Here is a 16,215-nt window from a genome sequence, read left to right as displayed (position 1 = left end):
AACATTATTACCTATTTTCTTGATAAATACTCACCAGTTCTTGTATCTATCTTTATTATATCTCCTATATTCACAAATAAAGGAACAGTTATAACTGCACCTGTTTCTACAGTAGCTGGTTTATTAGCACCTGAAGCAGTATCTCCTTTTACACCTGGCTCAGTTTCAGTAACTTCTAATTCAACAAAATTTGGTGCATTTACTTCAAAAGCCTTTCCATGATAAAATCTAATAGTAGCATTATCATTTTCTTTTAAATAAACCATTGCATCTTCTACAGCTTCCTTCTCTAATGGCAGCTGCTCATAGGTTTCAGTATCCATAAAATAATACAATTCCCCATCATTATATAAATATTGCATTTCCTTAGTTTCAATCTGAGCCTTTGGAAATCTTTCTGTTGGATTAAATGTTACCTCTTTAGTTCCTCCAGACATTACAGACTTTATCTTTGTCCTAACAAAAGCTGCTCCTTTCCCAGGTTTAACATGTTGAAAATCAACTATTTGATATACATCTCCATCCATTTCAAATGTTATACCCTTTCTAAAATCACTTGCTGATATCATATTTTTACCCTCCTATGTTCTACTTATTCAATAATTTTAAGGCATCCATAGCTATTAAATAACTAATAGACCCTAAACCTGATATTTGTCCAGTGCAAACAGGAGCTATAACAGATTCTCTTCTGAAGTTTTCTCTTCCAGAGATATTAGATAGATGAACCTCTATTACGGGAACTTCCAGCATTTCTATAGCATCCCTAATTACTATGCTATAGTGGGTAAATCCCCCTGGATTAATAATTAAACCTGAATATCTAGATATTATAACATCCTGAATTTTGTCCACAATCTCTCCCTCATGGTTTGATTGAAAAATTTCAACATCCATGTCCAACTCCATGGCTCTATTCCTAATAAGTTCATTAATTTGCTCCAAGGATTTACCACCATATATAAAATTATCTCGCTTTTCTAAGAGATTTAGATTTGGACCATGGATAATAAGTACCTTCATAATCAAATTTCCTCCACTTTCCACTTTATTATATCAGTCTGTATTATTTACCTCAAGAGTTAATTTTAACACATCTTCTTAAAATTTCATAGACAATTTCATCAATTGACTTTCCATCAACAAAAATTATAAATTCTGAAGAAGATAAGTACAATTTTTTTCTATTGTTATACATAATTTTCATATCATTATATATATCTTTTCCATTATCTAATAAAGGTCTTTTAGTAGTAGACTTCTTAATATTATTCACAAGATTATCTATTGAGGATTCCAAAAATATTATTATGCCATTTTCTTTGAGCATGGTTATATTGTTACTATTTAATACTATACCCCCTCCTGTAGATATTATTAAATTTTCTTCCTTATATAATTCTTTAACAATCTGGAATTCTAGTTTTCTAAAATAATCTTCCCCATATGTTTTAAAAATCTCTTCAATCTTCATAGCTTTTTTATTTTCAATGAGATTATCAGTATCAACAAATCTTCTGTTTAATACAATTGATAAAGATTTGCCAATGGTTGTTTTTCCTACTCCACTCATACCTATTAATACAATATTTTTCAATTTTACCACCTAATCATGTTTAGGATTTTTACCTACGATTTTCATTGCCTCTGTTACAGCAGCTATTACATCAGTATTAAATTGATAATTCATACTATTTGCCTTGGCATATACATACCCTTCTTCAGTTACTATATATTTAGGGCTTAAATTATTCAATGCTATGGCTGCTATATCCAATTTACATTTTTCACATAAACATTTAACTTGAACTTCATTTTTTATACTATCGATTGCATTAAATACTTCATCTTCTATTAGATTATGTAGTTTCATTATCTTCCCTCCTATTTTAATCAATTTTTATTAAATTTATTTTTGTTTCAATAAATCCAGGTAAATAGATACCATATTTATAAACAAAATGTCTGCTATAAAACATATTAGGATTTTCTAGAAAATCATTATTAGTAATATTTTGAACAATCGACAATCCCTTAATATCAATTTTTACATCATAATCTATTTTTATGTCTCCATTTTTTACTATTATTATACCATTAAATTGAAAATCCTTAGATATTGTTATATTTCCTTCAACATATATAATACCTGAAAGCTTTATAAGCTGATTTGGAGTATGGGTAGATCCAACAAAGAAATTAGTAGGATGGTCATTGGAACTTCTTAAAATTATAAATATTTCTTTATCATTAAATATCTCTGTATATGGCACTAACATCGTATCTCTAAAGGCAGATATCTTAAAATTATCATTACCTTCATTATCCAGAACTATATTATTAAAATCCAATAAATCTATACCATAAATATTATTTGGTTTACTACAATTCTTTATATTGATTTTATTTGATATATTTAGTAATAAATCCTTTAATTTTTCTTTATATCTAGTTTCTATGGAGTCTGTATCTAATACTGGAATCTCCATTTCTACAACTTCATTAAATAATTTTATATCGGATTTTAATATGGTTTTTAAACCATTAAAATTACTCTTAGCTCTAAGCCTTAAATCTTTTTTATTCTCCCTATCTATAATATCTACTACTACTTTGTCCAATCTATCACCTAGGTCTAAATCTTCTTTCTCTATTATAATATCCCTAGGTGGTTTTGAATAAGGCATTGTTTTAAAATATTCTACAAGAATTGGATATAACTGGTTATGGTAGTATTTATCTTCATTTAATATCATATATATTTTTCCTTCTGATAAATAATATGATTGAATATTATTTATAGCTGAATTCAATATTAAATTCTCTAATCCAGTAATATATTCTAGGTATAACACCATAACCATCAGTACACACATAACAATCAAACAGACAACAGAAATAAATCCACATCTGGCTTTCATAGAACCTCCAAATATTTATTAATCTATTGGACATCTAATATAAATATCAGATTTTAATTCTAATTTCTCATGATTATGCTTGAATTTTAAGTGTAAACCAATAATAGAATTTTCTATATCAACTGTTGTATCTCCTATATTATCTACAAATCCACAAAGTTCATTATATCCATCAAACTTAATATAAGAGGGATATTTATTATTTTTAAGATTACAAGCTAACCTTATAATTTTATTGTTTTTCATATAATAGGTACTATATTTATACAGATTATAACCATTGTCATCATCTATAATCATAATAACAAACCCTATATTAGTAGGAAATTTCTTCTTTAGACCTTCTATCTTATCTGATAAAATTATCTTGTCAGCAGATTTAACTTCTTCCTTAATATATTCAATAGCATATCTGCCATTTAACATTAATTCATCTTTTTCATCTCCTATAGTACATGCGTCCATAGAAAATTTTAAAATACTAAAAAGAGGCAATATGATTAATGAGCATATTGTCAATGATAATATTATTTCTATTAATGTAAATCCTTTATTTTGAAGGTATGTACCCTTTATATTCCACATTTCTTATATTACTCCTCTTTTTGTTGTGAAATACGGATATAGAAACTGTCCATAATGAATCCATTTTCTGACTTTTACATATTTTTAAGTAATATTTATCATCATTTTCTTTTTTAGGTATATTTATTTCAATATTATCATATTCTTTAAACAACTTTATTATTTCAGATACACTAGTATCATAGATAAATAATTCAGATTCACTATTTGCATCAAATGCTTTAATTTTTTCCATTGACATTTCCCCAATATATAACATTTCCATTTTTATCTTATGATTTTCAAGTCTAATAAAAGATATATTGATTATTGGTAAAATCGCAACTGAAATTAACCCTAATAGAAATAACCCTAATATAGTTTCAACTAAAGTAAATCCCTTTTTATTCAAGTTAATACCTCTTTTCATCTACCATTTACATAAAGATTAACTTTACCAGTTGCTGGTGTTATAGTTATTTCTATAATTTGCATTTTCTTATTAGTAAGTAAAATAGTTCCTGAATTATTCGGAGCACCGTTTGGATAAAATCTTGTATATCCATTAAAATTATTACCTTTAATTTTTATCCCATTTGAAAACTTAATGTTTTTTACTATATTAATACCTGCTCCATTGTCTTTAGTAATTATATATCTATTTTTATTAACATCTATAGTTAAGGCATAGATACAATTCTCTACTATAGCACTATTTCTAGCAAAGATAATATTCCTTCTAAATTCTATTAATTCTTTCTTTTCTCTAGTATTAAATATCACTTTTATACTAGGGATACCTATGGATATGACAATGACAAGTAGTGCTATTGTCACTATTAATTCCACTAAAGTATATCCTTTTTTAATACTAGATCCTCCATTGTTAATATTGCCATTCATTTAATTGATATAACAGATAAGTAAACTCTGCCCTAGTTATTCTATTATTCATGCTATCTTTGCTATTTGATCGTACTTTTTTTTCATAAAGCATTTTATTAGCAAAATAATCCCATTTGAAATTTCTATCATTTAATATTCTAGACATTATAATTTCAACTTCCTTGTAGGTAATAGGTGCATTTGGTCTAAAGGTATTATCGGCATATCCATTTACTAGTTTATAATAAGTTGCATAGGATATTGCTTTTTCTGCATAACCAAATTTATTGTAATCTTTAAACTTAGTTATGTTTGTAGAGTCATATGGAGGATACCAATTATATAATCTACTTAACATAGTTACAAATTCTCCCCTTGAAATCGTATTATCTGGTTTAAAAGATTTATCTGGATAACCATAGATAATTTCCCTCTTTACATATGTGTTTATCTCATCCTTGGCCCAATGTCCTCTAGATTCATGAAATATTGGTAATTTATTATCCACCCTAACAGCATATATATTTCCAAAACGATTAATATTATTTAAATTTATATCTGCAACCAAATAATCTCCTTCTTGTTTAGATGGGATATATATCCAATTATTATAATGATATTTATATATTCCATATTTAATATCCTTTCCATAGGATTTAAATTTAATAGTAATCTTTTTATTCTTATCAAAGGTACCTGCTACATTCATAATTTTAAGTCCATAAACTCCAGAAGCTTGAGTATGTCTAGTAGAATTAGGATTTATATAGGATGTTGGTATACTATCTATTGTTACAATTACATCATTATAATAAGTTCCAGCTTCAATATCTACTAAAAATTTATCATCTTCAGGTATTCCAATATTATTCTTGCCATCAATTGAGATCTTTTCCGTATATGTTCTAACCTTATTATTGTCCTGTTGAAGTTTTTTATAGGTTTCATTATATGATTTCATAAATTCATCCCAATATCCTATTATAAACCCTAGTCTATAATTATCAGATTGAAAGTCAAGACCATATTCCCTAGAAATAGAACTATCACTTACTTTATGAATCTCCCAAGAATTAGTTTTCCCCAATGTAACATCTATAATTGCCGCATATTCCCCCTTCATCTTACCTATGGCTCTACCACCTTCTTCACCATTTAAGTCTGGTGTTTCTATAGTTTCTTTATTAGCCTTTCTAAATGCATCATTATAATAAACCATATATCCGCCATCAATTTTCCCCCCAGATTTACTTTGTCCAAATTCAAACCCTGCTAAAAAAGCTTCTCTATATTCCCTAGACTCATTATTTAAGTTAAACATATCTACGATTTCTCTATTAGAAGGCATATTTCTTGTATAGTCATTTCTACGTCCTAATAAATAATCCCTTCTTCCATTAATTGTAGCTAAATCCTTAGCATATGCATCTCCATCTTCTAACCCTTTTTCATATGAGTAATCATCTTCACCTAATTTTGCTACTTGAAAAGCGGCTTCAAATGATAACTTATAGGCTTTTTTAAACAAATCTATAAATCCATCTCTATATTCTCTAAGCTCTTTATCTAGCTCAAACATATCTTTTATTTTTCTATCACTAGGAATATATCTCTCCCAATCATTTTTCTTTCCATCCTTGTATGCAATATAACCGTCTATTCTACCCATAATAGTTCCAAAATCTTCAGCACCATAAATAATTATAGTATCTTGTCCATTTTCTAACCTATATGCAGTATAATAGGCTTCCTCAAATTCATCTTCATAAGCCTCTTTAAATCCATCAATATAATCTTGGGACTTACCATTTATATTAAACTCCCGTCTATAGTCCCTAAGATTAGATTCTAGAACTCTTTTCATAGTATTAGTTTTATCCCTTGCATCAGATTTCCCAGTAGAAGTTCCATCTCTTCTTCCTTTTTGTATACCATCATCATAGCCTTTTTTATAATCAAGACTATTTTTATCTGCATATACATTTATACTAATTGCAATTATAACAATAAATAATATAGTTGATACTAATTTATATTTTCTCATTTATTCACCTTCTTATCGCTTTTTTAATACAAGAATTTTTCCAGCAGGCAAGCTATCAGTAGATTTCATTTCATTAAGCTTTAATATCTCGTCTTTATATTTATTGGTATTATAATATTCCATACTTATTTTTTCTATAGTATCTCCTCTTTTAACCACATGAAAAATATAATCTCCTGCATTCATGTCTTTACCATTTTCATCAATATTTCTAGTATATACTGCTTCAAGTTTATCCATCAAGAGTACACCACAATTATCTCTATCCTTAGGAATTTCAACATATAATTTATCTAATCTCATAGGATAAATATTTAGATCCTCTGGAGGATTTGCCTCTATATACTTCCAACCAGTCCATCCTATACCCTTGGTTAAAGGAAGATATATCTCCTCACCCATTTGCCCACGAAATAAAACTCCAACTGTAGCAGGTGAATAATCATATGAATAAAGCCAGAGTCCAATAGAATTTGGAGGATATTTAATTATTATATTATCATTAGAAACATCTATAAAACCACGATTTTCTTCTTCAATAGCTACAATATCATATTCAAATCTTAAAGAAAATTTCTTTGATTTAGCTTTAGCTGATTGAGTGACTGAGCCCTTTACCAACTCTTGAGAAGGTAAAAAATATGTATTTTTATTTTCAAAATCTAATAAAATTTCTTCTACATAAGGCTTTAACTCTGTATTATCCTTTATATCTTCATTATCTTCAACTTGTTCGTCTTTAAAATCCTCATAAGGAATAAAGGGAGTGTTCTTAACTTCATCATTTGCTATATCTATATATATTACATCATTATCTGTATCTACAATGCCATCTAGACTATATACCTTTAATGTCATATTGCCATTTATCTTTCCTTTACTATCTCTATCCATAGATACACTTTCTAATAATATATTTCTAGGACTAGTTTTCAGTGCTTTTATAATATCTACAACTCCATTATAAGAACCATTATATGGTACCGATATAGCCATATTCTTTACCTGAAAATTACCTATATCTTCATAACTAGGTCTGCTAAAACTCATATCTACAATCGAAACTGCTTCTTGATTTAATAATTCATTTAATAAATATATTACCTGTGCTTGATCTAGTTTTGGAAAATACTTAGCTATTATATCTGCTTTTTCTTTATTTAAGACATCCCATTCCTTATTAATATTATTTTCCTTTCTAAGAATATGGTTAATCTCGTCTATTTTAGATTGATATTCTAGCTTCTGTGCTTTTAGACTTTCTATCTTACTAGATAATGGTGTGATAATAAATTTATAGCTTCCTAAAATCAATATAACAATTGACAAAATAGTTAAAAGTCTTTTTTCATTTTTAGTTAATTCTCTCATTTTGATTTTCTTCTTCAACAACTTCTCCATCATCATTCACACCCACTAATGTAATATTTAAACTAAAATTATAATGTTCTTCTTGCTTCGATATATTAGATACAAAAATTTCATCACAATCTTCTAAAGATTCCAATCCTTTTTGAAACTCAGCAATTGCCCATTTATCTTTAGACATACCTACTATGTAAATATCCCCTCCTTGAATACTAAGAGAAGTAAGAAATATCTCTTTTGGAATATTGTCATTGATTTTATCTAGTAAATCTTTATCCACTATATTCCTTTTTTCAATAGCCATATCTAATAATCTTAGTTTTTCTACAGATTCCCTAAATTGATTTACTTCGATTTCCTTTTCCCTTATATCATCAACTTTCTTTAATATCTTGGGATCTTCTGCTATAATTTTAAGATTTTTTATTGTTTTAGTTTCTCGCCTTATAACTATTTCACTGTATATGGTATATATCAATAATAATATAATTGCAGATATTAATACTGTAAAATATAAAATCTTTTTATCTACCTTAATTTCTTTCTTTTCTATATAAATTTCAAAAAAGTTCAAGTCTCTCATATTTACACCCTATCAAAGCGAATTAATCCACCTATTGCGTTGGAAAATTTACTTAGTTCTTCATTCCATTTTATTTTATCTAATGATAATAGTTTAATAGAAGGTATATTGAAATAATTTGAAAATAGATTGTCCAATCCGTTAATGTTAGAAAGACCACCTTCTAATAAAATATAATTAATTATATTTCCAGAATCTCTCGTCATATAATATCTAAAGATCATTTCGATTTTTTCCATTAGATTAATTAAAGTATTTCTTACAACATTTAACAATCTATAGTATTCCGTATATTCTTCTTTATATATGGATATATCCTCAATTTCTTTTATCTTTTCTTCAATATCCTCTGGAGAATAATCAAAAAGTTCTTCTAAATTTTCATATAGTGTTTCTGCTCCAATATCTAGAATCCTAGATACTTCCATATTACCATTTTTTATTATTGTAAGTTTAGAGCTATTATAGCCTATATCTATAGATGCTATCACCAAATCTTTAGTATTATAGAAATCATTTACTTTATCATTAAAACCTAATAATTTTGCAATTGCATTACTCTGATAATCTAAAACTTGAGGCTTAAGTCCTGACTCCTTCATTAACTCTAGATGATTTATAACCATGTCTTTTGGTAAGCCTATTAAAAGAATATTTAACTTTTCTACTTCATCTTCCATTTTACTTCCTATAGTTAAATGATTAACTATATAATCTTCAGTATCTACTGGAAAAAATTCATCTAATTGATATCCAATAATAGAAGCTATTTCCTCACTGGAAACCTTTGGTATAGTGATTTCTCTAGTTATGATATTAGAGCTATTTACAATTCCATAAGCTAAGTCAGTAGAAATCTTATTCTCTTTTAATTTATCCTTTAATAAAGTAACTAGTATATCTTTATTTAAAATTTCTCCATCTTTATAGAAATGAGGTTCTACTGATATTGTAAACCCTTTAAATATACGAATATTATTTTTTGAATACTTGCCTTCTATTACTTTGATTTCTTTTGAACCAAAATCAATGGATAAAACTTTTCTTGAGATTGATGGTAATTTCAATGCCATTACCTCCTTTTATGGTTTCTCTATTACATAATCTTTGCTCTCTTTCCACTCATGAATCTCCCAACCTACATTAGTCGGTTCTAATATATGGGGAGGATAATCATAAAACATACGAGGATCATGAGCGTATTCCTTTTTATACCCAGTTACTGAATTACCAGTGTTTATATTAAATGTTCCTACAGGCAACCTTTTTCTTTGAGTAATATTTCCCCATAATGTTATTTTTCCTCTAGGCTTTCCATTATTATAATCTTCAAAACCAAACCCATTATTAACAGAAAAAATAGCAGCATGTATTGTTACATCTTTTGGTGCTAAGTCATAGATTGCACTAACTTGTCCCCATTTTTCATCTGACACCCAAACATTATAATATCCACTATATAAATATATTTCATTATAATCTCTCCCATCTATTCGAATATTATAATACCATCCTCGTGATAAATATTTTCTTTCATATTTTCCATAGTCTCCCCAATTCCATTCAAAATTCCAATAATTGTCACTTAAATTTAATTCCAATGCTCTTTTTGGCCAACCATAATGTAATATCAATATTTCATTATTAGCAATTAGTCCCAGCATATCATCTCCATTTGCCATTCTAGTCATTTTATCATTTGAAAGAGAGAAATTAGTGCTAATATATTTAATGCCGCCTTTTTCAGGATAACTATACTTATTACCATTGCTCCATTTATGTTCATTGGGAGGTCTTGGTGGTTTATAGGCTTTATCTCCTAATCTAGATTCATCGTAATCGTACCAATTTGTGGGATCATCATAAGTAATATAAATGTTATTTTCTGCTGCAATTGTTAACTTCCCTTGCAATTCCCCAGATATAAAAATATTTCCTGCTTTAACATCAAATTTCCCAGTACCACCACCTTCAGCTTTCTCAACATAAATTACTTTATTTTTTATTGATGATACTGAAATTATTTTAATTTTATCTATAGGATCATTTCCATTTCTAATTTTAATATTATTCCCATCTAAATATATACAAGTTCTTCCTTTAAAAACCATATTATCTTTTTCAGCCCATAGTCTCAAATCTTTATTATGGTCTGGAAAGTCTAAAGTATTTGTTTTTTCCGGCTGAGAAGGACTCTTTACTTTAAAATCAGGATTATATGTTGAATTTTGCCCTGAATCAGTTCCTTTTATCAACTTTCCAGCATAGCTTACCGTATCATAAAATATTGGTTTTTTTTGTATTCTAATATCTTTATTAGTATGAAGTGGACCAATACTTTCATCTCCAGATGTCCACCATGCCGTGCCATCATCATCACTTACATAAACATGATGTACAAATTGCTTTTTTCTAACCCTAGCAACTATTGTTCTTTTAATATGAGGATTTTCCCTTGTCCATCCTGTTGATTTAATCGTTACAAATCTATCTTTATCTTCTGGTTTCTTAACCTCTAATCTATAAAATCCATCCTGAAATGAGATATCTTTATTCATCATATTTTTACTCTCTTGAGTTGAGTAAAATTCAACATTATCATTTAAATGCCAAAGATATTTATTATATCCAGCTTCAGCATATTCAAAGGATGATTTCATTTGTTTATCTACAGAATTTATTTTAATTTGAGTATTTATCATAAATATTAATGCAAAACTTAGGATTGTAGTGATTACAAAGGCTATTAATACTATAGGTAGAGTAACACCTTTATTATTTAATATCTTTTTCACTTTAGTACCTCCTCTAGTATGCTTCAGCCCTACTCTTTGTTACCAACACTATGGTTAAATCAATTTTCCCTGTTTTAGAATCATCATTTATACTAAATTTTAAAGTAGCTTTTTTCCTATAATCCTTAATGTCTTTAGTAATTATATTGTTATCTTGTTTTCTTATGTTTTCTATATCTTCTATAAAGTCTATATCTTTTACATTTTTTAGAACTGTTTTTTCATCAGACCAACTACTGTTATAAACATAGGGAAATTCATTAGAATTTGCCTTCAATATTGGGTATTTCACATCTCTTATTAATTCTTTGTTTACAATCCTATATCTGACAATTTCTGGTATATTATCTCCATTAACATCAGTATATATATGAAGCTCTTTTCCACTTATTTTTTCCATTACATCTTGATTTTTAGTAGCTTTTCTAGCTTGATTAGCCTCTTTTTGAATATTAATTTCAAATATCCTTATGTCTTCATATGTGGAAAATTTATTTTTAGTAGAGAAAAAACTCTTGTTACTGACAAAAATTATATTATATGCAATAAGAAAAATAATAGCTATAAGTGGTACAACTATAATCAGTTCTATTAAAGTAAAACCTTTATTATATTTTTTATTATTATAAGCTTCTGTAAACATAATAGAACTCCTTACTGATTATTATTTTTAGAATGTTTTAATGTTATAAAATTCATGTCACCTATCATTCCTATACCGTTATCATCTAAAATTGATTCATCCAACATAAATATAATATCTTTTCCATTCATAGCAATATAATTAGCATTTAAATAAATTTTATATTTATTTGTATTGCTGTTCTTATCTCTTTGTATCATCTGAAGATTAAAAGGTATTTTAACATCTTCATCATATAAAGAAAATTTAAATTTTGCAGGTTCTCCTATTTTACTTTCAATTTTTTCTGAACTAATTGACTCAGGAAATACAATATCAAGAATTATCATATTATTACCTTCAAATTTATAAATATTTTGAGAATTATACTTGCTTTCTAAAACATATCCTAAGGTTAAATCCTTAATAGTAAAATTATTATTATAATATGAAAAAACCCCATCCCATACTTTTCTAGTGTTTTTATCTATTAATTTATACTCTACATCATTATATGTTAAAGAATGTCTATATTGCCATGCTCTCCAAATCTTTAGATTGTCTAAATTGTTTAAATTAGTTTTAAGATCTAGATTCAATACCTTACCCTCAGGTGCATTATATATTGGCTCTAACCTCAATTCACTACCTAGTAACATGGATTCTGAAACCCCATGTAATTTTATATAAGCAGGATAATCTACAAATATACTGTGTTCTATATATGGTTCCTCTGATTTATTTATCTGTATTAAATCGTAGGATATCCATTCTTCATTGGGATAGCTTCCTTTGATATTACTAGGTCTGCCCATCATTTCTCCTTTTTCCCACTCTTTTGCACTAACTTGATATTTTCCATCAAGTAACTTCACAAATATAGCTTCTCCTTTTTCATCTGTCCTTCCCCAATCCTTTAGAGTTGTTTTACTTTCGTTATAAATCTCTATCTTCACATTTTTTGTCAGCTGCGTAAAATCATGTCCAGTAAACGCCTTCACCTTAAGAGGAGTAGCATTATCAGGACTTCTTTCCCCCTCAAAAGCTATAAGAGTTCCTATGATAGAATATTCCTTTTCTTTACCTGAAAAAGGCTCCTTTGCCTTAACAGTAACATCGATTTTTCTTAATGCATTAGCCACAGTTTCTCCTGTAGATGAAATCCCTGATTCCCAATAAATATTAGTCAAAAATCTATATTCTACTCCATCTATAATCTTAGGGTTACTACTTTCATCATTCATAAATAATTCTTCTTTTACAACACCTTCTAAACTTATCCCATCTTTTCCAACTGGAAAATATTTTCCTTTTAATTCTAACTCAGTACTATAATCAAGTGTCTTTAACCATTCCACTTGTGCATAAGCCATGCTCATTGCATTTTGTCTAATAATATTCCACTTAGAAAACTTAATAGCATGAATAAACATAGGTAAAATGGAAATGGCAATTATACCTAAAAGCATAATTGAAAGTATAACTTCTATAAGAGTAAGTCCTTTTCTTTGTCTCATCTCAAACTCTCCTAAAACAACAAACTCACATACCAACTAATCAACTTTTCTCCCCAAAATACTACTATAAAAAATCCTAATATAATGAACGGTCCAAAAGGTATAGGATCCTTTCTTCCCTTAATTTTCATAATTAATAAAAAGACGGAAATAATTGCGCCTAGTAGGAAAGATAGAAATATAGTAAGAAATATTTTTTTGATACCTAAGATAAATCCTAATGCTCCAATTAAAGCTACATCTCCTCCACCCATTCCACCTTTAGATACTATAATAATAAGAATAAATAATGTTCCGCTTAAAACTAGTCCTCCAATGCTATATAGTAATTCTGGTGATTTACTATATAATATGTATGAAAGTATTTTATAGATAATTGTAATACCTAAAATTAAAACAACTAATATGTCTGGAATAATCATATGTTGTAAATCTATTATAGTAATAACAATAAGTAATGAAAATATAATTGCATAAAAGAAAAATTCTAATGCAAATCCAAATTTTATATAAATAATTAAATAAATAATAGAGTTTAATAGTTCAATAATTGGATACTGAGGGGAGACTTTCTCCCCACAATATCTACATTTCCCTCTTTGGACTATAAAGCTAAATACTGGTAATAAATCATACCATTTAAGATTTGCACCACAGTTAGGACAATGAGAGGAAGGAAAAACAATGCTTTCCTCCCTTGGTATCCTATATATACATACATTTAAAAATGAACCTATTAGTAGTCCGTATAGAGAAATTAGTATAATCATGTTGTTGCTCCTTTGTTGATTTGTAATTGTATTTTGATAAGATTTTGGTGGTAGTTGCTACCTTAAGACATTTTTGACTACTTTTCTATTGCTTCTGGACTGACAACGACTCCTCCAACTCCATCAAATGTAACTTCATAGTCATTATCTAAATCTTCTCCTGTTCCTGTAGGTACTTTTGGCCATTCTTGAAGGTATGGCTTCCAGTCCGTTTCGGTTCCATCGTTTCCTGCTGTTTTTGTCCACTTTGTGTTAGCTGTCGGTACCCCTTTATCAGCTATATACATATTTGCAGCACTCATAAGTGTTCGTACATTAGCATTATGTGCTGTAATGGCAGCATTCTTTCTTGATGCTCCTAACTTAGGCACTGCAATAGCTGCTAAAATCCCCAATATAGCAATAACCACAACTAATTCTACTAAAGTAAAGCCTTTTTTGTTTTTTTTCTTGTTAATCCACTTTAACATTAAAAATTCCCCCTTATTTTAACTTTTTATAAATATAATTAAATAACTTTATTTACCTATTTCCCAAAACCACCACCTTTATGTGGACGGAGTCCACGAATTACAAATTTAAAATTGTAAATTTTAAATTAAAGAATTTAAAGTTTTCACTTCAAAATTACTTTATTTATACCTTTAAACCTAATGTATAAATCTTTTATTGTACAAAAAAACTGCATAAATAATAAAACTATTTATGCAGCTGAACGATCATAATTACCTTTTAGATAACTTTAGACTCAAGCTTTGCGTCACTAGGTTTCCCTAGCTTTGCCGAGGAAATATTCATATTTCGATAATTTAATTTATTTTATACTATAATAATCCTTTTACAATGTCAATATTTTTTACATTATACATTAATTTTAAATACTACGCAAATGTTTAAAACTATAAGTTGATATCAAAATTACCTCCTATAATTCTCAATCATTGTATTGTATTTACCATATCAAACATTGGCATTGCCATGGCTATAACTATAAAACCTATTATTAATGCCATTATAACTAGCATGACAGGCTCCATTAGGCTAGTCATCCTTTGTAATGCTACTTCTACTTCTTCGTCATAAAAATCTGCTGTTTTATATAAAATATCATCAAGAGAGCCCGATTCTTCACCTATTTTTATCATGGAATCCACCATTGGTGGAAATATTCCAACTTCATTTACTGCCCTAGATAAAGAAATTCCTTTTCTTACATCCTCTGATGCTATTTCTAATCTATCATGAACTATTTTATTTCCTACTACTCTAGATACTATCTCTATAGATTGAAGTAATGGTATACCACTGGACATTAGGGTAGATAATGTTCTTGCAAATCTTGCAGTGATTATCTTTACATTTGTATCCTTTATTACTGGGATCTTAATCTTCAATGTATCTACAAAGTTTGTCCCTGTTGGAGTTTGTTTAAATAATACAAATCCAAAAATTAAAGCTAGTACTATTGGTATAAATATATACCAATACTCTGTCAGCCAATTACTTATATTAAGTAAAATTTGTGTAGGTTTTGGTAATGCTTGACCACTAGACTCAAACATTCCTATAAACGTTGGCATGACAGCTACTAACAAAAATATTACAACTGCAATTGAAACTACTGCTAATACTACTGGGTATATTAAAGCAGACTTAATTTTATTCTCTAACTTGTTTTCCTTCTCAAAATGTACTGCCATTCTCTCCATTATTATATCTAAGTTCCCACTAACTTCTCCTGCTTCAACCATATTTATAAGAAGAGATGGAAATACGGTTGAATGCTTTTTCATACCTTCTGATAAAGTAAAACCTTTTTGAACATTTTCATGTAACGTTCCTAATGCCTTCTTTAAATTTTTATTTTCAGACTGTTTTTCTAGTATATCTATACATTTTACTATTCCTATTCCAGCATCTAACATTGTATAGAATTGTCTACAAAACACAGCTAAATCCTTTTTCTTTATTTTCTTGGAAAAGATATCAATCTTATTTTCAGAACTTATATCCTTTTCTACTGACACAGGAAGATAATTATTTCCTTTCAACATTGCTAATACATCAGATTCTTCATTTCCTTCAAAAAATCCCTCTATTACCTCTCCATTTTGAGATATCGCTTTATATTTATATATCATAAAAT

The 16,215-nt window shown here is 28.0% G+C and carries 18 protein-coding genes and 1 riboswitch; all 18 genes read right to left on the bottom strand.

All coding sequences use genetic code 11. The features are described from left to right. Nucleotides 1-11: 11 nt before the first annotated feature. The 18 genes from efp to BUB33_RS01160 all read right to left on the bottom strand — a co-directional run bounded on the left by efp (nucleotide 12) and on the right by BUB33_RS01160 (nucleotide 16,210). Nucleotides 12-569, bottom strand: coding sequence for an elongation factor P (efp, locus tag BUB33_RS01245; RefSeq protein ID WP_072972002.1), 558 nt, complete (start codon nucleotides 567-569; stop codon nucleotides 12-14). Nucleotides 570-588: 19 nt separating this feature from the next. Continuing rightward, nucleotides 589-1,023, bottom strand: a complete 435-nt coding sequence (gene aroQ, locus BUB33_RS01240) for a type II 3-dehydroquinate dehydratase (protein ID WP_072971999.1) — start codon at nucleotides 1,021-1,023, stop codon at nucleotides 589-591. A 52-nt stretch (nucleotides 1,024-1,075) separates the two neighbouring features. Next, nucleotides 1,076-1,597, bottom strand: a complete 522-nt coding sequence (locus BUB33_RS01235) for a shikimate kinase (RefSeq protein WP_084725036.1) — start codon at nucleotides 1,595-1,597, stop codon at nucleotides 1,076-1,078. A gap of 9 nt (nucleotides 1,598-1,606) precedes the next feature. After that, nucleotides 1,607-1,873, bottom strand: coding sequence for a late competence development ComFB family protein (locus BUB33_RS01230; RefSeq protein WP_084725034.1), 267 nt, complete (start codon nucleotides 1,871-1,873; stop codon nucleotides 1,607-1,609). Between the two features lie 16 nt (nucleotides 1,874-1,889). Then, nucleotides 1,890-2,921, bottom strand: coding sequence for a hypothetical protein (locus BUB33_RS01225; RefSeq protein WP_072971996.1), 1,032 nt, complete (start codon nucleotides 2,919-2,921; stop codon nucleotides 1,890-1,892). Nucleotides 2,922-2,939: 18 nt separating this feature from the next. Further along, entirely contained in the window at nucleotides 2,940-3,506 is a 567-nt protein-coding gene (locus BUB33_RS01220) for a PilW family protein (protein WP_072971993.1), read from the bottom strand. Then, nucleotides 3,472-3,897: a prepilin-type N-terminal cleavage/methylation domain-containing protein gene (locus BUB33_RS01215; protein ID WP_072971990.1), complete on the bottom strand. Its 426-nt coding sequence runs from the start codon at nucleotides 3,895-3,897 to the stop codon at nucleotides 3,472-3,474. Before BUB33_RS01215 ends, BUB33_RS01220 begins: the two co-directional genes overlap by 35 nt. A gap of 14 nt (nucleotides 3,898-3,911) precedes the next feature. After that, a complete protein-coding gene (locus tag BUB33_RS01210) occupies nucleotides 3,912-4,388 on the bottom strand; it encodes a GspH/FimT family pseudopilin (protein ID WP_072971985.1) in 477 nt (158 codons plus the stop codon). After that, on the bottom strand, nucleotides 4,372-6,414 hold the full coding sequence (locus BUB33_RS01205; protein WP_072971981.1) for an S-layer homology domain-containing protein: 2,043 nt from the start codon (nucleotides 6,412-6,414) through the stop codon (nucleotides 4,372-4,374). Before BUB33_RS01205 ends, BUB33_RS01210 begins: the two co-directional genes overlap by 17 nt. Nucleotides 6,415-6,426: 12 nt before the next feature. Beyond that, on the bottom strand, nucleotides 6,427-7,815 hold the full coding sequence (locus BUB33_RS01200) for a LysM peptidoglycan-binding domain-containing protein (RefSeq protein WP_159429147.1): 1,389 nt from the start codon (nucleotides 7,813-7,815) through the stop codon (nucleotides 6,427-6,429). After that, nucleotides 7,769-8,365 carry a PilN domain-containing protein gene (locus BUB33_RS01195; protein ID WP_072971975.1) on the bottom strand — a complete coding sequence of 199 codons (597 nt, stop codon included), beginning with the start codon at nucleotides 8,363-8,365 and terminating at the stop codon, nucleotides 7,769-7,771. The genes BUB33_RS01200 and BUB33_RS01195 overlap by 47 nt, the downstream gene beginning before the upstream one ends. A 2-nt stretch (nucleotides 8,366-8,367) precedes the next feature. Beyond that, nucleotides 8,368-9,432, bottom strand: a complete 1,065-nt coding sequence (gene pilM, locus BUB33_RS01190) for a pilus assembly protein PilM (protein ID WP_072971972.1) — start codon at nucleotides 9,430-9,432, stop codon at nucleotides 8,368-8,370. Nucleotides 9,433-9,447: 15 nt separating this feature from the next. Beyond that, the gene (locus tag BUB33_RS01185; RefSeq protein WP_072971969.1) at nucleotides 9,448-11,160 is read right to left on the bottom strand and encodes a hypothetical protein; all 1,713 of its coding nucleotides are present in this window, start codon (nucleotides 11,158-11,160) and stop codon (nucleotides 9,448-9,450) included. Between the two features lie 13 nt (nucleotides 11,161-11,173). After that, a complete protein-coding gene (locus BUB33_RS01180; RefSeq protein WP_072971966.1) occupies nucleotides 11,174-11,803 on the bottom strand; it encodes a type IV pilin protein in 630 nt (209 codons plus the stop codon). Nucleotides 11,804-11,814: 11 nt separating this feature from the next. Beyond that, the gene (locus tag BUB33_RS01175) at nucleotides 11,815-13,299 is read right to left on the bottom strand and encodes a type IV pilus modification PilV family protein (RefSeq protein ID WP_072971962.1); all 1,485 of its coding nucleotides are present in this window, start codon (nucleotides 13,297-13,299) and stop codon (nucleotides 11,815-11,817) included. Nucleotides 13,300-13,310: 11 nt separating this feature from the next. Next, complete coding sequence (locus BUB33_RS01170; RefSeq protein ID WP_072971960.1) at nucleotides 13,311-14,069, bottom strand: prepilin peptidase; 759 nt, start codon at nucleotides 14,067-14,069, stop codon at nucleotides 13,311-13,313. 77 nt (nucleotides 14,070-14,146) lie between these two features. Beyond that, nucleotides 14,147-14,539, bottom strand: a complete 393-nt coding sequence (locus BUB33_RS01165; RefSeq protein ID WP_072971957.1) for a type II secretion system protein — start codon at nucleotides 14,537-14,539, stop codon at nucleotides 14,147-14,149. 233 nt (nucleotides 14,540-14,772) lie between these two features. Next, nucleotides 14,773-14,863: riboswitch (cyclic di-GMP riboswitch) on the bottom strand. Nucleotides 14,864-15,007: 144 nt separating this feature from the next. Further along, entirely contained in the window at nucleotides 15,008-16,210 is a 1,203-nt protein-coding gene (locus tag BUB33_RS01160) for a type II secretion system F family protein (protein ID WP_072971954.1), read from the bottom strand. Nucleotides 16,211-16,215 lie beyond the last annotated feature (5 nt).

The organism is Tissierella praeacuta DSM 18095, assembly GCF_900128955.1.
In the GTDB taxonomy this organism is placed as follows: domain Bacteria; phylum Bacillota; class Clostridia; order Tissierellales; family Tissierellaceae; genus Tissierella; species Tissierella praeacuta.
The sequence above is the reverse complement of the archived record's forward strand: the minus strand, read 5'-3'. Positions and strand labels throughout refer to the sequence as shown.